Below are 18,232 nucleotides of genomic sequence, written 5' to 3'. Positions count from 1 at the left end.
GCGGGCTCAGGTCGCGGCGGGAGAGTACGCGTCGCGCAGGAGGAGCTGAGGCCGTCCCGAGCCGTCCGCGGGCACCGTCCACACGTCCGAGCTGTCGGCCCGCAGCCTGCTGTACATCACCGTGCGGGCGTCGAGCCAGGCCACCTGGTCGTCCACGTTCGCGGGCTCGGCGAGGGCCGTCTCGCGCCCTGACCGCAGGTCCAGCGCGTACAGCCGCCACGGGTCGCTGGTGCCGCCCATCCGCTTCTTGTACGCGACCCGGGTGCCGTCCGGAGAGAGCGACGGGCACTCGGCGTTCTCGCGGAGCACCCGCATCCGGCGCGCGGCGAAGTCGCCCTGCACCAGGTACGTCCTGCCCTCGCTCGACACCGTGGCGTAGAAGCGGTTGTCGTCGTCCGCGAAGGTGACACCCCAGTAGTTCAGGTCGGGTGCCCTGAAGACGCGCCCGTCCTTCTCGAGCGTCAGCTCCTCCAGGCTCTTGACGAGCGTGCCCGTACGGGTGTCGAGGATGCCCGCGCGGGTGGAGAACCCGACGCTCAGGTAGGAGTCGCCCGCCACGAAGAAGGTCCAGGCCGCCATCCGCCCGCTCGCGGAGACCCGCGCCCTGCTCGGAACGCCCGACAGCGACACGCGCCGCACCTCGCGGAGGTGGTCGTCGACCACGATGGCCTCCGACCCGGTGACCACGCCGTTGGTGACGCGCAGGCACAGGCCGGTGCCCGCCGCCGCGTAGAAGCGCTTGCAGCGCAGGCCGGTGGAACGGGGCTGCCCTTCTCCGCTCGCCGGCACCGCGAGGACCGTACCGCTGTCCTGCGAGGCCCCCGCGCCCACCACGAGGAGGTCGCCCGCCTCCAGAGCGGTCTCGCGCGGCGCCGGGCTGGAACCGGCCGCCAGCCGCGCGGGAGCCGGCGCCTCCGGCCTCGCCCGCAGGACGTAGACCACCCCGACCGCGCCGAAGAGCAGGACCGCGACCACCAGGATCACGACCCGGGTGCGCCCGGGCAGCGCCGAGACGTTCACGCGGGCCCGCCCGCCCGGCCACCATCGGCCACCGGCCCGCCGGTCCCAGCCCCACCCACCGGGCCGTCCGGCGTTCCGGCCTCGTCGGTCGGGCCGCTCAGGTGGCCGTCGTGCTCGGTGTAGATCTCGCCCGTCTCGGGGCAGCGCCACCGGCCGGGACCGTCCTCCCGCAACGTCACGCCCGCGCGCCCGACCCAGCCCATGCGGCGCGCCGGGACGCCCGCCACCAGCGCGAAGTCGGGGACATCCCGGGTGACCACGGCCCCGGCGGCCACCAGGGCGTGCCGCCCGACCGTGCGACCCGCGACGACCACGGCCCGCGCCCCGATGGAGGCGCCCGCCCGTACGACCACGCCCTCGGCGGTCCAGTCGCCGTCGCGCTTCAGCCCGCCGTCGACGTCGGTCGAGCGAGGGTAGACGTCGTTGGTCAGCACGGCGGCGGGCCCGACGAACACGCCGTCCTCAAGCACCGCCGGCTCGTACACCAGGGAGTAGTTCTGCAGCTTGACCCGGTCGCCCACCCTGACGCCGGGCCCGACGTACGCGCCCCGCCCGAGGATGCACCCCTCGCCCAGCACGGCCTGCTCGCGGACCTGGGCGAGATGCCAGATCTGGCTCCCCGCGCCGATCTTGGCGCTCGGGTCGACGTCGGCGGTGGCCGCTATTCGCGGTTCGGTCATCGGGAACTCCCATTGAGGGTGAATACTTCGGAACTATGCCAAGCGCGAGCGTCATCATCCCGGCCCACAATGAGGCCCGGGTAATCGGCCGGCTCCTTGCGCGCCTCCTCGCGGAGGCGGGCCCGGACGAGTTCGACGTGGTGGTCGTGGCCAACGGCTGTGACGACGACACCGCCTCGGTCGCCCGCGGCTTCGGCGTCACCGTGATCGAGACACCGGTGCCCTCCAAGCGCGAGGCCCTGCGGCTCGGCGACGAGGCGGCTGTCAGCCATCCCCGCGTCTACGTGGACGGCGACGTCGAAGTGGGCACCGCCGACGTCCGCGCTCTGCGCGACGCCCTCCTGGGCGGCCGGCTCGCCGCCGCCCCCGAGCGGGCCCTGGTCCTGCGCGACCGCCCGTGGACGGTGCGCGCCTACTACGCCGTGTGGAGCAGGCTTCCCGCCGTCCGCGAGGGGCTGTTCGGCCGGGGCGTGATCGCGGTGTCCGAGGAGGGCAACCGCCGCATCATGGACCTTCCCCCGGTCATGGGCGACGACCTCGCGGCCTCGCTCGCGTTCACGCCCGCCGAGCGCCAGGTGGTGCGCACGGCGCACGCGGTGATCCACCCGCCGCGCACCCTCGGCGACCTGATGAGGCGCAGGGTCCGCGCCGTGACGGTCGTCGCCGAGATCGAGCAGGGCCCCATGGCCGGGCAGGAGGCCCGCACAGGCCTTCGCGACCTGCTCGCCATCGCCGCACGGGCGCCGTGGCTCCTGCCGCACCTCGGGGTCTTCCTCGCCGTCACGGTGGTCGCCCGTGGACGGGCGCGCCGCGCGGTGCGGACGAAGGACTACACGACCTGGCTGCGGGACGAGAGCAGCAGGACCTGAGCTCTCAGGCCCTCCCGCGGCCCTGGACGTACTCCTTCACCACCATCCAGGCGAACCGCGTGTTGGTCGACAGGTAGCGCGGCCCCAGCCTGAGGGGCTCCTGGAGGAACCGGTAGAACCACTCCAGGCCGAGCCTCTGCCACAGGGCGGGGGCCCGGCGCACCTTCCCCGCGAAGACGTCGAACGAGCCGCCCACGCCGTGGATCACCCCGGCCCGGATGTCCTCGGCGAACCGCGCGAGGAAGATCTCCTTCTTTGGCGAGGTCATGCCGAGGAACAGCAGGTCCGGCTTCGCCTCCCCGATGCGAGCCGCGACCTCGGGGGCCTGCTCATCGGTGAAGTAGCCGTCGCGCGCCCCCGCGACCTCCAGGCCCGGATAGCGGGCGCGCACCTCGGCGACCACCCGTTCGATCACCTCGGGCCGCGCCCCGAGGAAGTACGCCCGGTACGACCGCCTGGCGCCCTCCTCCATGAGGGAGGTGAACAGGTCGATGCCGGCGACCCGCTCGGGCAGCGGCCTGCCGAGGAACCGGGAGGCCCACACGATGGCCTGCCCGTCGGCCACGACGAGATCGCACGAGGTCACCGAGTCGCGCAGCAGCTCGTCCTCGCTCATGCGGACGACCTTGGCGGCGTTCACCACGCCGATGGTGAGGTTCTCCCTGCCCTCGACCGCCGCGACGCACCGGGCGACGGTCTGCTCCATGGTGAGAGCGTCGAGGGACAGCCCCAGCAGTGCCCTGCGGGGCGGCGCGGCGCCGGTCACCCCTGCTTCCCTGGCGCGTCGCGGGGCAGCGAGAACAGCCACGCGTAGAGCAGCCACCCCAGCTCGTACGGGCGGCACTCGCGGTCGACGGCGAGCGGCGGGTAGATGCGGTCGAGCACCCCGATGCGCGAGCCCTGGTTGATCGCGGTGGCGACGGCCCGCACGCCTCGGACGATCTTCTTCGGGTCGTCCCTGGCGGCCTTGCGCCACGTCAGGTCGAGGTCGTCGATGATCAGCTCGTCGTCGATCTCCGGCCTCGCGGTCATCCAGTGGAGGCCGAGCGCGATGTCCTTCATATAGGAGGTGCCGCCGGCGTCGGCGAGGTCCAGCAGCGCCATCGGGGCCATCGAGAGCTGGTGGACGCTGTAGACCGGGTAGCCCTCGACCACCCCGCCGGTGCGGGCGTCGTAGTGCCACCACCACTGGCCCTCCGGACCCTGCGCCGCGCAGATGCCGGCCGCGATCTGCTCGGCCGCCCTGAGCGCCGCGTCGTCGCCGGTGTGGGCGTGCAGCCGGGCGAGGGCCTGGAGGGGGTACACCTGGTCGGCGAAGCAGCCGACGTGGGCGCGGTACCAGGAGGCGGGGCCGAGGACGTGCCGGTAGAGCCGGTCGCTCCCGAGGCCGGTGAGCAGCCTCTGCCCGGCGTGCTCCAGCCGCTTCTCCAGCTCGGAGGCACCGCCCAGCACGCGGTGCGCGGCGGTCAGGGCGGCCAGCGCCCACGACGCCTCGACCGTGTGGACCGGGTCGCCCGTGCGCAGCGCGCCTTCGAGCTCCGCCAGCCGGTGCAGGCCCCTGTCGAGCTCGGGATGGGCGATCTCGGCCGCCGCCCACGCGATGAGGGCCACGTCGCCGAGGTTGCCGATGTCGGGGAGCCCCTTGACGAGGTTCCCGACCAGGTCGGCGACGGTGTCACCCGCCAGGGCCGCTCGCTGCCCGTCCTCCGGCAGCGTGGCCACGCCGAGGGCCACGATGGCGCTGTAGCGCACGCTCCTCCCCTCGGGGACGGCCGTCCAGCGCCCGTCGTCACCGAGTCTGCCGCGCCTGGTGAAGACGAACTCACCGTTGGCGTAACCGGGAGGAAGACCGCGGACCGACAGGTCGACCATGCGGTCGACGAGCGCGGCCGCGGGTGCGTCGATCTCGGCGAGCGCACCGAGACGACCCTCATGGCGAGTCATCGCTCACCCCCCAAACCTTGTGATCAGTAGAAGACGACATTTCATGATTTTCTGGCATCCCAGCCGCCGCGCCACGTGCCGCGGACGGCCCACAGCTCGGCCCAGTCGCCGCGCTCGGCCATGGGACGCCCCTGCCGCCCGGCGTCCGGGGGTGCCACCCGGCGGCTGAGCGCCGCCCTGAGCCAGACCCCGAACAGCAGCATGGAGGCGCCCAGCCCGCGCAGCCCGCGCGGGAAGTGGCGCCGGATCACCGTGGCCTTGCCGGTGAACAGGAGCACCAGCTTGTTCAGGCTGGAGGAGGACATGCCGCCCGGGTGCACGAACACGGCCCGGTCGGTCACCATCGGCCGGTGACCGGCGGCCCTGGCCCGCAGGCACAGGTCGGCGTCCTCCCCGTACATGAAGATGCGGGTGTCGAACCCGCCCACCTCATCCCAGACGTCGCGGGCGACGAGCATCAGCGCCCCGGTGACGATGGGCACCCGCCGCTCGCCGGTCCACGTCGTCGGCGACTCGGGGTCGAACAACGCGCGGCCGGGGAAGACCGTGGACAGCCCTGTGGCGAAGCAGAGCACCGACCACGGCGTGGGCCTTCCCCACCAGGAGCGGGGGTCGTTCTCGCCGGTCTCGGTGATGCAGCGTCCTCCGACGATCCCCGCCCGGGGATGGCGCTCGGCGCACTCCAGCAGCCCCGCGAAGGCCTCGGGCCGGACCTCCGCGTCGGGGTTCACGAAGACGAGGTACCGCCCGGCGGCCACCTCGGCTCCGGCCACGCAGCCCTCGGCGAACCCCCCGTTGACGCCCCGGGCGACGACCCTGGCCCACGGGGCGGCGGCCCTCACCACCTCCACCGTGTCGTCGGGGGAGTTGTTGTCGACGACGATCACCTCGGCGTCCGTGGCCTTGACCGCGCGCTCCACCGCCGCGAGGCAGCGGGCGACGTACCCGGCGCTGCGGTAGGTCACGATGATGACAGACAGCTTCACGCGCGCGCCCTTCTGAGCAACGGAACCGCGACGGCCAGCGCGACGCCGAGACCGGCCGCCATCACGACCACGGCGGCCTGCGGGCCGCGCGCGGTCCACAGCACGCCGAAGACCCACGAGGCGACCATCGCGCCGAGCGCCTGGCCGGTCTGGACGACCGCGAGCCCCGTGGCCCGCCGTTCCTCCGGCAGCAGGGGCCCGGCGAGCGCGCTGACCACCCCGTCGGTGGAGGCGTACGACAGGCCGCGCAGCACCAGCGCCGCGACGAGGACCGCCGGGCCGGGCGGGAGCAGGAGCAGCGCGTAACAGGCGAGCAGTGCGGCGTATCCGCCGATCACGACCGTGGAGCGCCCGACCCGGTCGGCCAGCCGCCCGAACGGCACGGCCGCGACCAGGTAGGCGGCCGAGACGCCGACGGGGAACAGGGGAAGCCAGCTCGCCTCGATGTCGAGCCTGCTCTGCAGCATGAAATAAAGGAAGGAGTCGCTGATGGTCGCGAGCGACAGCGGCAGCATCGCGAACAGCACGCGGCGGAACGGCCTGTCCCTGAGCAGGTCCAGCGCCCCCCGCAGCGACACCTTCGGCCGCTCGGGCGCACCGCCCGCCGCCGGGGTGCGTACGCCCGGCTCCTGGACGAACAGGACCATGATCAGCACGCCGACCATGGCCACGCAGCAGCTCACCACGAACACCGGGTCGTAGTCGTTGGCGCCGCCCACCGCCGCCACCACGCCGAAGGCGGCGAGCGGGCCCATGAGCGCGCCGGCGGTGTCCATGGCGCGGTGCAGCCCGAAGGCGCGGCCCTGCGCCTCGGGCGGGGCGCTCAGCGAGATCATCGCGTCCCGGGGGGCCGTGCGAAGGCCCTTGCCCGCCCGGTCGACGCCGATCACCAGGCCGATCAGCGGCACGGAGCGGCCCACGAGCACATAGCCGAGCTTGCAGACGGCGGACAGGCCGTACCCGACGCCCGCCACCAGCTTTCGGCGGCGGAAGCGGTCGGCGACGTGCCCGCCCACGAGCCTGAGCACGGCCGTCGCCCCGGTGTAGACGCCGTCCAGGAAGCCGAACTGCATCGGGCTGAGCCCGAGTTGGTAGATCAGATAGAGCGGGAGGATCGCCGTCACCATCTCGGAGGAGATGTCGGTGAACAGGCTGACCGCCCCGAGCGCGACGACGTTCCCGGTGAGGACGCGCCCGACCCCGCCGCGAGCCCCGGCTCCCCCGCTCGGAGGAGATCCGCCGTCCTCGCCCGAAGCGCCCGGCGAGGAGTCCTTCTGGGAGTCGGCCTTGCGCGTCTCCGACAGGTACATCAGGCCAGGCCTCCGGTGATGGAGGGCCATGCGGCGTGGAGCGCGTCGCGCCAGTGGCGGATCGGCGGCAGGCCGGCGAAGGCCCAGCGGTCGTGGCCGAGCACGCCGTAGGCGGGCCTCGGCGCCGGGCGGGGGAAGTCCGCGCTGCTGACGGGCCTCACCCGGCCGGGATCGGCGCCGAGCAGCGTGAAGATCTCGCGGGCCAGCCCGTACCACGTCACCTGGCCGGAGCTGGTGCCGTGATAGACGCCGGGAGGGGCGTCGTCGGCGCGCGCCAGCCGTAAGAGCTGCGCGGCGAGGTCGGCGGTCCAGGTCGGCTGGCCGAGCTGGTCGTCCACCACGTCGACGGTCTCACGGGCGCGTTCCAGGGCGATCATCGTCTGGACGAAGTTCCGCCCTCCCGCGCCGTACAGCCAGGCGGACCGCAGCACGTACCCGTCCTTGGGGAGCAGTCCGAGGACGGCCCGCTCGCCGGCGAGCTTGCTGCGGCCGTAGGCGTTGACCGGCCGTGGCGCGGCGTCCTCGGCGTACGGCGTGCTCGCCGTCCCGTCGAAGACGTAGTCGGTGGAGATGTGGAACAGCCGGGCGCCGACCTCGGCGCACGCGGTGGCGAGGGCGCGCACCCCGCCGCCGTTGACCGCGAGAGCGTCGATCTCGTGCGCCTCGGCGTCGTCCACGGCCGTCCAGGCGGCGCAGTTGACCACGATGTCCGGCTTCTCCTGCCGGATGACCTCGCGCACACCGTCGGGGTAGCGCAGGTCGAGGCGGTCGCGCCCGTACGGCAGGACGTCGGGCGATGCCGGGTCGCCCGCCAGCTCGGCCGACAGGGCGGTCCCGAGCATGCCGCTCGCGCCGGTCAGCAGCAGCCGGTTCACCGAGCGCCCTTGAGGGGCTTCCACCAGGCTTCGTTGTCGACGTACCACTGGACGGTCGCGGCGATGCCCTCGTCGAAGCCCGTGCCGGCGGCGTAGCCCATGCCCCGCAGCTTGGTGTCGTCCAGGGAGTAGCGGCGGTCGTGCCCCTTGCGGTCGGTCACGCGCTCGACCGAGCTCCAGTCGGCGTCGAGCTCGTCGAGGAGCCGCTGGGTGAGCTCCAGGTTGGACAGCTCCGCCGTGCCGGCGATGTGGTAGACCTCGCCCGGCTCGCCCTGCTCCGCCACGATCTGGATGCCCCGGCAGTGGTCGTCCACGTGGACCCAGTCGCGCACGTTGCCGCCGTCCCCGTAGAGCGGGACCGTGCGGCCTTCGAGGATGTTCGTCACGAAGAGCGGGACGACCTTCTCCGGGAACTGGTACGGCCCGTAGTTGTTGCCGCAGCGGGTGATCGACACCGGCAGGCCGTGGGTGACGGCGTAGGCCCTGGCCATCAGGTCACCGCCCGCCTTCGCCGCGGAGTACGGCGAGCGCGGCCGCAGCGGGGCGTCCTCGGCCCAGGAGCCCTCGTCGATCGACCCGTAGACCTCGTCGGTGGACACCTGGACGACCTTCGGCACCGCCGCGTCCAGGCAGGCCTGCAGCAGCGTCTGTGTGCCGAGCACGTTGGTGCGCACGAAGGCGGACGGGCCGTCGATCGACCGGTCGACGTGCGACTCGGCGGCGAAGTTGACGACCACGTCATGGCCGGGCACGACCCTGGCGAGCAGCTCGGCGTCGCAGATGTCGCCATGCACGAGGTCGTAGCGTCCCTCGACGGGCTCCAGGTTGGCGAGGTTGCCCGCGTACGTGAGCAGGTCGAGCACGGTGACGCTCGCCCCGGCGAACGCCGAGTAGCCGCCCGTGAGCAAGGTGCGAACATAGTGCGACCCGATGAAACCGGCTCCGCCGGTTACCAGAATCCTCATGAACTGATCTGTACCTTGCTGTGATCCCCGAGCACCAGCCGGTGGGCCCTCGGAGTATTGGGAGCGGGCGTGACCTCGACGTCGTGCCCGATCAGGGACGCCTCGATCCGGCGGACCCCCTCAATGGACGCGCGCCGCAGCAGGATCGAGTACTCGATCTCGCTGTCCACCACGTGACAGTCCTCCGCCACCGAGGTGAACGGCCCGATATAGGAGTCCCGCACCACGGCGCCGGCGCCGATGACGACCGGCCCGACGACGCGCGAGCGGGTGACCTTCGCCCCGGCCTCGACCACGACCCGGCCGATGATCTCGCTGGCGTCGTCCACCGTGCCGTCCAGCCGCTGCTCCAGCTCCTCAAGGAGGATCCGGTTGACCTCCAGCATGTCGGTGACGTTGCCGGTGTCCTTCCAGTAGCCGGAGATGAGGGTGGAGTCCACCCGGTGCCCGGCGTCTAGAAGCCACTGGATCGCATCGGTGATCTCCAGCTCGCCGCGCCACGAGGGCTTGAGCGCGGCGACGCCCTCGTGCACCGCCGGGGTGAACAGGTAGACCCCGACCAGGGCGAGGTCGCTCTTCGGCTCCCGCGGCTTCTCCTCCAGCCCGATCACCCGGCCCGCGGCGTCCAGCTCCGCCACCCCGAACTGCCGGGGGTCGGCGACGCGGGTGAGCATGATCTGGGCCGCGGGGCGCTCGTCGTGGAACCGCCTCACCAGCGGCTCGATGCCGCCGACGATGAAGTTGTCGCCGAGGTACATGACGAAGTCGTCCTCGCCCAGGTAGTCGCGGGCGATCAGCACCGCGTGGGCCAGCCCGAGCGGCGCCTCCTGTCGCAGGTAGGTCACCTCCAGGCCGAACGCCGACCCGTCGCCGACGGCGCCCTCGATCTCCTCGTGGGTGTCGCCGACCACCATGCCGACCTCGCGGATCCCCGCCGCGGCGATGGCCTCCAGGCCGTAGAACAGCACGGGCTTGTTGGCCACCGGCACCAGTTGCTTGGCGGAGGTGTGGGTGATCGGCCGGAGCCGTGTGCCGGACCCGCCGGCGAGCACGAGCGCCTTCACTAGTAAGCCCCTCCACCACGGGTGACGGCGGACCAGGTCTTCCACAGGATCTGCAGGTCGAGGATGAGGGACCAGTTCTCGACGTAGCGCAGGTCGAGCCGCACCGACTCCTCCCACGACAGGTCGGACCGGCCGCTCACCTGCCACAGACCTGTCATGCCCGGCTTGACCACGAGGCGCCTGCGGACGTCGGTGCCGTACTGCGCGACCTCGTCGGGGAGCGGCGGACGCGGCCCCACCAGCGACATCTCGCCGCGGACGACGTTGAGCAGCTGCGGCAGCTCGTCAAGGGAGTAACGGCGCAGGAAACCGCCGACCCGCGTGATCCGTGGATCGTTCCGCATTTTGAACAGCACACCGTCGAACTCGTTGTCCTCGATCAGGTCGAGCTTCAGCTTCTCGGCGTTCTGCACCATCGTGCGGAACTTGAACACCTTGAACTCGCGCCCGTCGCGGCCCACCCGGGTCTGCTTGAACAGCGCGGGACCTGGGCTGGTGGCCCTGACCAGCACCGCGATCACCAGCATGGGGATCGCGAGCACGGTCAGCGCGGCCGTCGCGAGGAGCCGGTCGAACAGGCTCTTGACGACCTGGCGCGTCCCGTCGAACTCGGGGTGCTCGACGTGCAGCAACGGCATCCCGGCGACCGGGCGGATGCTCGTACGGGGACCGGCGACGTCCATGAGCGCGGGGGCGACGAACAACTCGGTGCCCTTGCTCTCGATGCTCCAGGCAAGGCGGCGCAGCGCGGCGCCGTCCAGCTCGGGGCAGGCCAGCACGGCCACCGCGTCCGCCGAGACCTTGTCGGCCACGGTCGCGACGTCGGCGAAATCGCCGTAGACGGGGATGCCGTCGACGTCGAGCCCGTTCCCGGGGAACTGCCCGGGCGGCAGGCACGCCGCGACGACCCGCATGCCGTGGTACGGCTGGCGCCGGAACTGCATCACCAGGTCGAGCACGGCGGTCCTGTGACCGACGGCGACCACACGCCGCAGGTACTCGCCCTCGGCGCGGCGCCGGTGCAGGCGCTTGCGCATGCGGTAGCGGAACACCAGCGTGAGAACCGTCGCCAGCGGCAGCATCGCCATGACGTAGCTGCGCGCGATCATGGTCTGGGTGGCGTACGCGCCGATGGCCACCGCGGCCGTCAGCCCCACCCCGCCGTCGAAGACCGCGCGGAACTCCTCGCTTCCCTCTCCGTGGCTCCTCTCGCGGTAGACCCCGGCCAGTGCCATGGCACCGGGCCAGGCCAGTCCGAGACCGAATCCGAACAACAACTCCGACCAGGGGATGAAGGCGCCCACCCAGAGCCTGAACCCCATGACCGCTTCGCAGGCGATCATGGCGCATGCCATGTCACCTGCGAGAAGAGCCCGCATATAGGAGCGCGTCCAAATGCTGGACGCCGTCAGCGGGCCCGTGTCGAGAAGCGCGACACCACGCTCCTCCAACCCCACCCTCATGCCTACCTACCCCTACCCCTGACCTGCTCCTGCCAGACCGTGCAGATAACAGACGGCCGTTGCGTCCCTTTGGTTGACACACAACCCGGAAACATCACGAGCGCGGGTACCCGTTCAAATACTAAAGATCGTTATTAACGAGCGAAATAGCCGGGCAATGGCCACAATAGGCCTCCTGCCAGGGAACGCCAGTCCCTTGACGGAACGGTCCAAACCTGTGTAGGCAGCGACCGTCCGGCTACATTCAGCACATGTCTGGCATCCATGTAGAGCGATCCGGCCTGGTCACGACCGTCGTCCTGTCCCGCCCCGAGGTCCGCAACGCGGTGGACGGCCCGGCCGCCGCCGCCCTCGCGAACGCTTTCCGGGACTTCGAGGCTTCCGACGCCGCGGTGGCCGTGCTGTGGGGCGACGGCGGCACCTTCTGTTCCGGCGCGGACCTGCACGCGATCGGCACCGAACGCGGCAACCGCGTGGAGGCGGACGGGGACGGCCCGATGGGCCCCACCCGCATGCGCCTGTCCAAGCCCGTGATCGCGGCCGTCGAGGGCTACGCGGTGGCGGGCGGGCTGGAGCTGGCGATCTGGTGCGACCTCCGGGTGGCGGCGCAGGACGCGACGTTCGGAGTGTTCTGCCGCCGCTGGGGCGTTCCCCTCATCGACGGCGGCACCGTACGGCTGCCGAGGCTCGTCGGAGCGGGACGGGCCATGGACATGATCCTCACCGGCCGGGCCGTGGGCGCGGAGGAGGCGCAGCGGATCGGCCTGGTGGACAGGGTCGTGCCACCGGGGCAAGCGCGGGAGCACGCCGAGGCGCTCGCCCGCTCGCTGTCCGAGCTGCCCCAGGACTGCCTGCGGCAGGACCGCCTCTCCGCGCTGGAGCAGGAAGGGCTCTCCGAGGAGGAGGCTCTCCGCAACGAACTGCGGCACGGCATGGTCTCACTGGGCGGCCAGATGACCGAGGGGGTCGGCCGCTTCCGCGCGGGAGCCGGCCGCCACGGAGACTGACCCGCGGTGAATGGAAGGCTCAGTCGTATTCGAGGTCCGGCAGCGGCGACGGCGGGTCGGGGCTGCGCCACACGACCACGTAACCGAGGGTGGCGGCGGTGAACGCCTCGCTCAGCCGCTCGAGGTCGAACTCCGGCAGATAACGCAGCCTCGCCAGGAAGGTCGCGTCAGTGGCGGAGCGCGGCACCACACATCCCTGTCCGTCGCGGTCGAGCAGGACGATCAGAATGTCGGATTCCGTGACGCCGCCGACGCGAACCTCGACGACGTCCTCCCACGCGAGGGCCTCGACACTGCCGTCGGCGTAGTGGCGGGTTACGCCCTCTTCGGTTACGTAGACATACGAATCCGGCACTGAGTTGCCGTGCATGGGCGCGATTGTGACGACTTACGAGCACTCCATGCAAGAGAAGTCGCTAATCAGCGCCCCAGGTGTGATCCAAGTGGGCGGCCACGGCCCGCCGCGCCGCCTCGGACGGGCCCCGCGCGATGGCGTCGAGAAGATCGCGGTGCTCGGCGACGAGCGTCTCCCTGTCCGGATACACCTTGCGCAGCCGTACGAGGCCGAGCCGCGTCTCCGCCGCCAGCACCGCGTAGAGGCGTTCGAGCCTGGGGCTTCCCACCGCGAGGATCAGCTCCTCGTGCAGGGCCATGTGCTCGGCGACGACGTCCGCCCACGGCGCGTCCGGCGGGAGCGCCGCCATCCGCGCCAGCGCCCCGTCCGCCGAGGCGACCCTGCGGCCCGCCAGCCTGACGGCCATGAGGTCCTCAAGCGGGCGCCGGACGTACATGAGATCGTCCAGGTCGCGGGTGGTCACCTCCGGCACGTACGCGCTGCGGTTGCGCTCGCGCCGGAGGAGCCCCTCGTGGACCAGGGCGGCCAGGGCCTCGCGGACGGTCGGGCGCGCCACTCCGTACAGGGATGAGAGCTCCTGCTCGGGCAGGGACGTGCCGGGGGCGATCTCTCCGGAGAGCACGCGCCGTCGCAGGGCTCCCGCGAGCGCGTCGACCGTCGAGACGGGGCGTAGTTTCACGCCGACGATTGTGCCTTCTCATCGGCCGGGGGTGCTGCCGGTTCGGCATCGGACAGCCCCGGACGGACGGCCGGGAGCGCGTCGGACGGCTCTGGACGGACGGCCGGGAGCGCGTCGGACGGCTCTGGACGGACGGCCCGTTCGGGGAGGGCGACCATCACCAGGCCGACGCCGAGCAGGGCGAGCCCCGCCCAGGACACGGCGGTGAGCCGCTCGTGCAGGACGACCAGGCCGAGCAGCGCCGCCACGGCGGGCTCCGCCAGGGCCAGGGTGGCGGCCTTGGCCACCGGGGTCGTGCGCAGGCCCCTTCCATAGAGGAAATAGGAGAGGGCGGTCGTCGCCAGGCCCAGATATAGGGCCGTGAGCAGCCCTCGCGGCTCGCCCAGCCACGCCGTGCCCCGCCAGAGCAGCACCGGCAGCATGACCGCCGCCGCGCCGCCGAACATCACCCCCATCACCGCGCCGGACGGCGCTCCGCCGCCGATCGCCCGCGCGGCGGTCACCGCGTAGAAGCCGTAGAGGAGCCCGCCCGCCAGCGCGAGCAGCACGCCGCCGGGGTCGGCGCCGACCGCCTCCCCTCCCGACACGAGCGCGGCGCAGCCCGCGACGGCGGCGGCGGTCGCGAGGGTCCAGCGGCGGCCGGGCCGCCTCCGGTCGTACAGCCAGGACAGCAGGCCGGTGAAGACCGGCCCGCTCCCGATCGCCACCACCGTGCCGACCGCCACGCCGGTGCGCCCGACCGCCGCGAAGAAGCAGAGCTGGTACGCGGCCACGGCCCCCGCCGCCGCGACCAGCGAAAGGGGGCGCCCCCGGGTGAGCAGGGCCCAGGTGGCCGGGCCCGCCGCCACGGCGAGGACGACGCCGCCGATGAGCAGCCGGGCCGCCGCGAGCGCCACCGGATCGGCCGCTCCGGCCGGCGCGAGCGTACCCGCCGTGCCGGCCGTGCCCCACAGGACGGCGGCGGCGACCACGGCGGCCGGGCCCCCGGCGGCCGTACGAGAGGTCCCTGCTTCTGCTGCCATGGCCACATTGTCTGACAACTAGACAGAATCCAGCAAGAGACTTGCGATTTCCCCTTGGAATGGGGCCGTTTTGTAGCTAGAAGGCCCTGGTTACCCGTGATCCCCATTGGTACTGTTTCGCCACCAATAACCCGCGTGTAACGATGCGGTTCCCCTGCGAGGTCACATGGGCGGGCGTAAGAGGTCCATCAAGTTCAAGATCCTGACCCTGGTACTGGTACCTCTGGTATCCCTTGTGGGGATCTGGGCTTTCGCCGCGACGATCACCATCCAGAACGGTCTCGACCTGCTCAAGGTCAGGACCGTCTTCGACAACACGATCGTTCCCGCGCGTGCGCTGATGACGGAGATCGAGCAGGAGCGCTACCTGTCTCTGATGGCTCTGGGGTCGAGGACCTCCGACCGCGGCGAGCTGGACGCTCAGCGGGCCAGGTCCGACCAGGCGCGCGCCACCCTCGAACGGCTGGCGCTCGCCGAGGACGTCCAGAAGGTCACCAGCGCCCCGCTCCTCCAGCGCGTCACCGAACTGATCACGGTCACGCGCCGGCTCCCCGAGATCCGGGCACGGGTCGACTCCGGGAGCTTCACCCGGTTGCTGACCCTGGACGCCTACCGGCTCATAACCGACGCCATCGGCCGCGTCTACGACAAGCTGACGCTGGCCTCGGACTCCCAGGGCGAGCCCACGCGGGCCATCGTCCTGATCGGACGCAGCCGGGAGCTCATGAGCGAGCAGTCGGCGCTGCTCGCGGGCGCGGTCGCGGCCGGCTCGATCACCGGCGAGGAGCGCACCACCTTCACCGCGATGGTGATCAAGCGCCGCCTGCTGTACGACATGGGCTTCCAGCGGCTCGACGAGGAGCTGCGCCAGCCGTACCTCATGCTGCAGAACTCCCCCGTCTACGCCAAGTACGCCTCGATCGAGGACCAGGTCACCCAGGACGTACGACCGGGCAGGCCCCTGCCGGGCGCGGCGGCGACCTGGGGGCAGACGCTCCAGACCCTCAACCTCACCTTCGACAAGCAGGCGGGCGTCGCGTCCCAGAAGATCGCCGACCGCGCCCTGCCGCTCGTCGCGACCATCCTGTGGCAGATCGTCATCGCCGCCGGGCTCGGACTCGTCGCGGTCGCCGTGTCGCTGTTCGTCTCGGTCCGCTTCGGCCGGCTCATCACCGCCGAGCTGGTCCAGCTGCAAGCCGTCGCGCTGGATCTCGCGAACCGGAAGCTGCCCGCGGTCGTGCGCAGGCTCCGGCAGGGCGAGGACGTCGACGTGGCGTCCGAGACGCCGCCGATCCCCACCGGAACCACCACGGAGATCGCGATCGTCGGCCAGGCGTTCACCTCCGTGCAGACCACCGCGATCGAGGCCGCCGTCGGCCAGGCCGAGATCCGCAAGGGCGTCAGCAAGGTCTTCCTCAACCTGGCCCGCCGCAACCAGTCGCTGCTGCACCGGCAGCTGTCCATGCTCGACAGCATGGAGCAGCGGGTCACCGACCCCGAGCTGCTCGACGAGCTCTTCGGCATCGACCACCTCACCACGCGCATGCGGCGGCACGCCGAGGGTCTGATCATCCTCTCCGGCGCCGTCCCCGGGCGCGGGTGGCGCAGGCCGGTGCCGTTGTACGACGTCGTCCGCGCGGCCGTCGAGGAGGTCGAGGACTACCTGCGCGTGCACGTCGCCGTACCGGAGAACATGGCGTTGTCCGGCTCCTCGGCCACCGACGTCATCCACCTGCTCGCCGAGCTGGTGGAGAACGCGACGATCTTCTCGCCCCCGCAGACCCACGTCGAGATCCGCGGCGAGCTGGTGGCCAGGGGGTTCGTGATCGAGGTCGAGGACCGAGGGCTCGGCATGACCCTCGAGGAGATGGAGCAGGTCAACCGCAGGCTGGCCGATCCGCCTGAGTTCGACCTCGCCGACAGCGACCGGCTGGGCCTGTTCGTCGTCGGCCGCCTGGCCGCCCGGCGGGGCATCCGCGTCTCGCTGCGCCCGTCCCCGTACGGCGGCACGACGGCGATCGTGCTCGTCCCCGAGGGCCTGGTGACGCCGGCGGAGACCGGGCCCGACCAGTACTCCGTCGAGCAGATCAGCGCCGTGGAGGCCGGGTTCGCGAACGGGCAAGCCAACGGCAACGGCCATGGGCTCGACGGCGGCGAGCGCGGCCTCCTCGCCGGCGCCGAGTCCGGGCCGGGCAATGGGAACGGCAACAAGAACGGCAACGGCAACGGCAACGGGCGCGACGGCGGCCGTGGGGCCGGGCTGCCGCAACGGGTGCGCCAGGCCAACCTCGCTCCCCAGCTCCGCGACGCGGGCCCGCAGGCCGGCGGCGGAGCGGAGCGCGCACCCAGGCATCTGGGAGGACCGCTGAGCAACCCGCTGGAAGATCCCCTGGACGCCCCGCCGCTTCAGCCCTCTCCCGACATGTTCTCCTCGTTCCGGGCAGGCTGGGAGCGCGCGCACGAAGGGGAGGGGAACATGTCATGACCGACGGTGGCGAACGCTGGCTGGACCAGGAGGCCGGACCTCTCATCCGCCCCTACACCGTCACACGCGGACGCACCAGGCCCTCGGGCCCCGCGTTCGACATGGTCGCGATCGTCAGGTCCGTGGCGGGCGCGAGGCCCGTGCCGGGCCTCGGCCCCGAGCATCTGCGCATCCTGCGCATGTGCGGGAAGCCGGTGTCGGTGGTGGATCTGGCGTCCGAGAGCGGCCTGTCGCTCGGCGTCGTCCGTGTCCTGCTGGGGGATCTGCGCGACCAGAGGCTCGTCACCGTACGGCCCCCCGCGACCATCTCCCAACTGCCGGAGGAACGCCTCCTGCGGGAGGTGATCCAGGGCCTCCAGGCCCTGTGATCCATGTCGACGGGGCCCCTCAGGATCTTCTGAGGGGCCCCGTCGACATGGGTGTCCTAGCTCTTGATGGTGTAGCTGTCGCCGTACACCTTCCAGGTCAGCGGCGGGTTGAGGTCGAGGTTGCCGGCCTTGAGGAAGACCCGCTGCTCGGTGTCGACCCGGCTGGTGTCACTGTGCGCCTCTTCGGTCTTCATCGCGGCCTTGCGGGCGTCGAGGAATGCGTTGAGGTACGTCGTCTCGTTGCCGCCCTGGGCGGGGGTCTTCGCCTTCTTCATGGCCGTCTTGCGGATGCCGCCGAAGCTGACGCTGTCGTTGCCGGGGCCGTGCATGACGATGGCGTCGTAGTAGATGAACTGCCCGAGGGCGCGCAGGCCGTCCGCCTTGGCCTGCTGGACGGCCGGGTTGAAGTAGACCCTGTCGCGCTCGGAGTTCTGCGCCTGCTGGAAGACCGTGTCCTTGGCGGCGGTCACCCAGTCCTTGGTGAAGTTCGGGTCCAGCCCGCTGTGGGAGTCGGTGCCGTTGACCTTGCGCAGCGCCGGGAGGTACTTGGCGAGGACATTGCCCGGCTTGTTCTTGGCGTAGAGCTCCACGAGGTCCAGCATGTCGCCGGTGCCCGAGCAGAACCCGATGATCCCGGCCGTGTACCCGCGGCCGTCGTCGATGTCCTCGATGTACTTGTACTGGGCCTTCCAGTCGAGCGAGGAGTTCTCCGCGCTCGACACCAGCTGCATGGCGATGTCCTTCTTGTGCGGATCGGTGAGGTCCACCGACGCGGCCACCACGGACGCGCGGGTGGAAGGCATCGAGTCCGACGCGTGGGCGGTGCCCGTGCCCACCAGGGCCGGGACCAGTGCCACGGCTAGCGCGGGGACGAGTAGGACGGCTCGTCGGGACGACTGCCCGACCGGGGGGATCTGCAACTGTCTCTCCGTTCCCGCCGCTCCGGACGGGGGCCGCGCACGACGAAAACGCCCTGGACACAGGCGGTGCGGGGCTCACATCACCGGAGCTGCCGGCGGTCTGGCCGAAGGCGGGGGCACCTTCGGGATCGTTAGGAAAGTTTTCTAACGAATAGAAGCACTAGCCCTGGAGCCATGTCAACGGGGTGACGCGATCTCCACGCCGCTTGCCCCAAATGGG

At 71.6% G+C, this 18,232-nt stretch carries 18 protein-coding genes; 4 read left to right on the top strand and 14 right to left on the bottom strand.

The window, feature by feature from the left end:
• Positions 1–6: 6 nt before the first annotated feature.
• Positions 7–1,020 carry a hypothetical protein gene (locus OG589_RS39695; protein WP_405143753.1) on the bottom strand — a complete coding sequence of 338 codons (1,014 nt, stop codon included), beginning with the start codon at positions 1,018–1,020 and terminating at the stop codon, positions 7–9.
• Positions 1,017–1,700 (bottom strand): acyltransferase, encoded by a 684-nt coding sequence (locus OG589_RS39690; RefSeq protein WP_405143752.1) that lies wholly within the window; start codon positions 1,698–1,700, stop codon positions 1,017–1,019. Before OG589_RS39690 ends, OG589_RS39695 begins: the two co-directional genes overlap by 4 nt.
• 35 nt (positions 1,701–1,735) lie before the next feature.
• Between OG589_RS39690 and OG589_RS39685 the strand changes: the two genes are divergently transcribed.
• Positions 1,736–2,569 carry a glycosyltransferase gene (locus OG589_RS39685; protein ID WP_405143751.1) on the top strand — a complete coding sequence of 278 codons (834 nt, stop codon included), beginning with the start codon at positions 1,736–1,738 and terminating at the stop codon, positions 2,567–2,569.
• A gap of 4 nt (positions 2,570–2,573) precedes the next feature.
• Here the strand turns inward: OG589_RS39685 and OG589_RS39680 are convergent, their stop codons facing one another.
• The 8 genes from OG589_RS39680 to OG589_RS39645 are packed head-to-tail and all read right to left on the bottom strand — an operon-like array spanning position 2,574 to position 11,176.
• A complete protein-coding gene (locus OG589_RS39680; protein ID WP_405143750.1) occupies positions 2,574–3,335 on the bottom strand; it encodes a WecB/TagA/CpsF family glycosyltransferase in 762 nt (253 codons plus the stop codon).
• On the bottom strand, positions 3,332–4,513 hold the full coding sequence (locus tag OG589_RS39675) for a hypothetical protein (protein ID WP_405143749.1): 1,182 nt from the start codon (positions 4,511–4,513) through the stop codon (positions 3,332–3,334). The genes OG589_RS39680 and OG589_RS39675 overlap by 4 nt, the downstream gene beginning before the upstream one ends.
• A 41-nt stretch (positions 4,514–4,554) precedes the next feature.
• Positions 4,555–5,499 carry a glycosyltransferase family 2 protein gene (locus OG589_RS39670; protein ID WP_405143748.1) on the bottom strand — a complete coding sequence of 315 codons (945 nt, stop codon included), beginning with the start codon at positions 5,497–5,499 and terminating at the stop codon, positions 4,555–4,557.
• The gene (locus OG589_RS39665) at positions 5,496–6,809 is read right to left on the bottom strand and encodes an MFS transporter (RefSeq protein ID WP_405143747.1); all 1,314 of its coding nucleotides are present in this window, start codon (positions 6,807–6,809) and stop codon (positions 5,496–5,498) included. The genes OG589_RS39670 and OG589_RS39665 overlap by 4 nt, the downstream gene beginning before the upstream one ends.
• A complete protein-coding gene (gene rfbD / locus OG589_RS39660) occupies positions 6,809–7,684 on the bottom strand; it encodes a dTDP-4-dehydrorhamnose reductase (RefSeq protein WP_405143746.1) in 876 nt (291 codons plus the stop codon). The genes OG589_RS39665 and rfbD overlap by 1 nt, the downstream gene beginning before the upstream one ends.
• Positions 7,681–8,649 carry a dTDP-glucose 4,6-dehydratase gene (gene rfbB, locus OG589_RS39655; protein WP_405143745.1) on the bottom strand — a complete coding sequence of 323 codons (969 nt, stop codon included), beginning with the start codon at positions 8,647–8,649 and terminating at the stop codon, positions 7,681–7,683. Before rfbB ends, rfbD begins: the two co-directional genes overlap by 4 nt.
• Positions 8,646–9,713, bottom strand: coding sequence for a glucose-1-phosphate thymidylyltransferase (locus OG589_RS39650; RefSeq protein WP_405143744.1), 1,068 nt, complete (start codon positions 9,711–9,713; stop codon positions 8,646–8,648). The genes rfbB and OG589_RS39650 overlap by 4 nt, the downstream gene beginning before the upstream one ends.
• Complete coding sequence (locus tag OG589_RS39645; RefSeq protein WP_405143742.1) at positions 9,713–11,176, bottom strand: sugar transferase; 1,464 nt, start codon at positions 11,174–11,176, stop codon at positions 9,713–9,715. The genes OG589_RS39650 and OG589_RS39645 overlap by 1 nt, the downstream gene beginning before the upstream one ends.
• Positions 11,177–11,427: 251 nt before the next feature.
• Here OG589_RS39645 and OG589_RS39640 point away from each other — a divergent pair, with 251 nt between their 5' ends.
• Positions 11,428–12,183, top strand: coding sequence for a crotonase/enoyl-CoA hydratase family protein (locus OG589_RS39640; protein WP_405143741.1), 756 nt, complete (start codon positions 11,428–11,430; stop codon positions 12,181–12,183).
• A gap of 19 nt (positions 12,184–12,202) precedes the next feature.
• Here OG589_RS39640 and OG589_RS39635 read toward each other — a convergent pair whose 3' ends face one another.
• Genes OG589_RS39635 through OG589_RS39625 form a run of 3 tightly spaced genes read right to left on the bottom strand, consistent with a single transcriptional unit; the run spans position 12,203 to position 14,239 of the window.
• Positions 12,203–12,553, bottom strand: coding sequence for a hypothetical protein (locus OG589_RS39635; protein WP_405143740.1), 351 nt, complete (start codon positions 12,551–12,553; stop codon positions 12,203–12,205).
• Positions 12,554–12,599: 46 nt separating this feature from the next.
• Positions 12,600–13,217 (bottom strand): GntR family transcriptional regulator, encoded by a 618-nt coding sequence (locus OG589_RS39630; RefSeq protein WP_405143739.1) that lies wholly within the window; start codon positions 13,215–13,217, stop codon positions 12,600–12,602.
• On the bottom strand, positions 13,214–14,239 hold the full coding sequence (locus OG589_RS39625; protein WP_405143738.1) for a DMT family transporter: 1,026 nt from the start codon (positions 14,237–14,239) through the stop codon (positions 13,214–13,216). Before OG589_RS39625 ends, OG589_RS39630 begins: the two co-directional genes overlap by 4 nt.
• Positions 14,240–14,474: 235 nt before the next feature.
• On the opposite strand from OG589_RS39625, the gene OG589_RS39620 reads away from it, so the two are divergent.
• On the top strand, positions 14,475–16,724 hold the full coding sequence (locus OG589_RS39620) for a nitrate- and nitrite sensing domain-containing protein (RefSeq protein WP_405143737.1): 2,250 nt from the start codon (positions 14,475–14,477) through the stop codon (positions 16,722–16,724).
• Positions 16,721–17,092, top strand: coding sequence for a DUF742 domain-containing protein (locus OG589_RS39615; RefSeq protein WP_405143736.1), 372 nt, complete (start codon positions 16,721–16,723; stop codon positions 17,090–17,092). The genes OG589_RS39620 and OG589_RS39615 overlap by 4 nt, the downstream gene beginning before the upstream one ends.
• A gap of 56 nt (positions 17,093–17,148) precedes the next feature.
• On the opposite strand, the gene OG589_RS39610 is transcribed toward OG589_RS39615, so the two are convergent.
• Complete coding sequence (locus OG589_RS39610) at positions 17,149–18,012, bottom strand: chitosanase (protein WP_405143735.1); 864 nt, start codon at positions 18,010–18,012, stop codon at positions 17,149–17,151.
• Positions 18,013–18,232 lie beyond the last annotated feature (220 nt).

Source organism: Sphaerisporangium sp. NBC_01403, assembly GCF_045040145.1.
Classification (GTDB): domain Bacteria; phylum Actinomycetota; class Actinomycetes; order Streptosporangiales; family Streptosporangiaceae; genus Sphaerisporangium; species Sphaerisporangium viridialbum.
Note: the sequence above shows the minus strand (reverse complement) of the source record. Positions and strands in the feature narration are given on the sequence as shown.

Excerpts from the sequence above, each read along its gene's own strand:
- OG589_RS39690 (WP_405143752.1), bottom strand. The coding sequence starts at position 1,700 with ATGACCGAACCGCGAATAGCGGCCACCGCCGACGTCGACCCGAGCGCC.
- OG589_RS39685 (WP_405143751.1), top strand. The coding sequence starts at position 1,736 with ATGCCAAGCGCGAGCGTCATCATCCCGGCCCACAATGAGGCCCGGGTA.
- OG589_RS39675 (WP_405143749.1), bottom strand. The coding sequence starts at position 4,513 with ATGACTCGCCATGAGGGTCGTCTCGGTGCGCTCGCCGAGATCGACGCA.
- OG589_RS39665 (WP_405143747.1), bottom strand. The coding sequence starts at position 6,809 with ATGTACCTGTCGGAGACGCGCAAGGCCGACTCCCAGAAGGACTCCTCG.
- rfbB (WP_405143745.1), bottom strand. The coding sequence starts at position 8,649 with ATGAGGATTCTGGTAACCGGCGGAGCCGGTTTCATCGGGTCGCACTAT.
- OG589_RS39645 (WP_405143742.1), bottom strand. The coding sequence starts at position 11,176 with ATGAGGGTGGGGTTGGAGGAGCGTGGTGTCGCGCTTCTCGACACGGGC.
- OG589_RS39640 (WP_405143741.1), top strand. The coding sequence starts at position 11,428 with ATGTCTGGCATCCATGTAGAGCGATCCGGCCTGGTCACGACCGTCGTC.
- OG589_RS39635 (WP_405143740.1), bottom strand. The coding sequence starts at position 12,553 with ATGCACGGCAACTCAGTGCCGGATTCGTATGTCTACGTAACCGAAGAG.
- OG589_RS39625 (WP_405143738.1), bottom strand. The coding sequence starts at position 14,239 with ATGGCAGCAGAAGCAGGGACCTCTCGTACGGCCGCCGGGGGCCCGGCC.
- OG589_RS39615 (WP_405143736.1), top strand. The coding sequence starts at position 16,721 with ATGACCGACGGTGGCGAACGCTGGCTGGACCAGGAGGCCGGACCTCTC.